We start from the raw sequence: 1,686 nt of genomic DNA on the forward strand, positions 1-1,686 counted from the left end.
GCTCAAGGGCACGTCATCAAGGTTCTTACGGGTAAGCCAAATTACCCTGATGGCGTTGTCTTTAGTGGTTACAGTGCTTCTGGATATCAGGAAGAAAAATTCGAGTCTTCCGTTAGTGTTTGTCGTGCACCACTCAGACCACGTGGTGCTTCCGGTGCAAAAAATCTTGTGCTGAACTATTTGTCGTTTATTTTAAATGGGCTTAAATTTTACCCGGCCGCAGTAAAGGGTGAAAATTTTGACGCGATTTTTGTGTTTGCACCTTCACCGATTACCTCGGTAATCCCTGCGATTTACTTGAAGTGGAAACTCAAGAGTCATCTGGCTGTATGGGTTCAAGATCTCTGGCCGGAGAGCTTGAGTGCGACCGGGTTCATCAAGAACAAAACTATATTGCGTGTTGTGGGCTGGCTGGTGAAAGGTATTTACGCCTTCGTCGATACGCTTCTGGTTCAGTCGAGGGCATTTCGAGAGCCGGTCGCCCGTTATGCCAATCCTGACAAGGTTGTGTATCACCCCAACTCCTATCAGGACGTGCCACCGAGTCTGGTAGAGACCCGGATTCCTGCACCCTTGCTCGCGGAGCTCGACAATAATTTCTGTCTTGTCTTTGCCGGAAACCTGGGGACCGCACAGTCGGTCGAAACCCTCGTTGAGGTAGCTGACAAGCTTCGCCATTTGTCGGAACTCAGGATTGTGTTGGTCGGAAGCGGCAGTATGTCGAGCTGGATTGAAACCCAGAAGAAATCCCGAGGTTTGGACAACMTTGTTCTTGCCGGACGCTTTGCGGCCACTGAAATGCCGCATTTTTTCAGTCGCGCCGCGGGATTATTGGTGACGTTGAAGCAGGATGAGGCGTTCTCCTATACCATCCCTAGTAAAGTCCAGGCTTACCTGGCAGCAGGGAGGCCGATTATCGCGGCGTTGGACGGGGAGGGCGCGCGCGTCATTCAAGAGGCGGGAGCCGGTCTGACCACTGCGGCGCAAGATGCCGAAGGTATGGCCAAATGCATTGAACAACTTTTCCGCATGACCTCGGATGAGCGAGAATCGTTGGGGCAGTCAGGTCGGGCGTACTACCTGGAGCATTTCGAAATGGAGCGGCAAAGCCAGCGTCTGGTCGAAATCCTCAGTAGCAGGATCAATGAATTGAAAGGTAGCTCAAAATGAAAGTTCTTGTGTTAGGGGTCACCGGAATGCTGGGTAGCACGGTGTTCAGGCAATTCCATGGAAACCCGCACTTCGAGGTGTGGGGCACTTTGCGCAATCCGGGTGGCGCAAAATACTTTTCTGAGGACATGCACAGTTCGTTGATCAGTAATGTCGATGTGCTTGACCAGGACTCGCTGGTTTCGGTGCTGGCACGGGTCAAACCGGATGTCGTCATCAACTGCATCGGGCTCATCAAACAATTGGCTGACGCCAAGGACCCCCTTTCCGCGCTTCCTATCAATGCCATGTTGCCGCATCGCATTGCCAGGTTGTGCGCGTTGTCCGGTTCTCGCCTGATTCATATCAGCACCGATTGCGTGTTTTCAGGCCGTAAAGGCATGTACACCGAGGAGGATATGTCCGATGCAGAGGATCTCTACGGTAAGTCCAAATACATCGGTGAGCTTCACTCGGAGCTGAATGCCGTCACGCTACGAACCTCGATCATTGGTCACGAACTGGGGAGCCAGTATT

2 protein-coding genes are annotated in these 1,686 nt (G+C 52.2%); both read left to right on the forward strand.

The genetic code is table 11. The features are described from left to right. A partial coding sequence (locus ACXRVY_RS27595) for a glycosyltransferase family 4 protein (protein WP_458238790.1) occupies positions 1–1,170 on the forward strand: 1,170 nt, incomplete at its 5' end. After that, positions 1,167–1,686, forward strand: a 520-nt coding sequence (locus ACXRVY_RS27600) for a dTDP-4-dehydrorhamnose reductase family protein (protein WP_458238791.1), incomplete at its 3' end; no start/stop codon positions are given. The genes ACXRVY_RS27595 and ACXRVY_RS27600, both read left to right, overlap by 4 nt.

It is taken from the genome of Pseudomonas sp. P5_A2_2, from assembly GCF_054177685.1.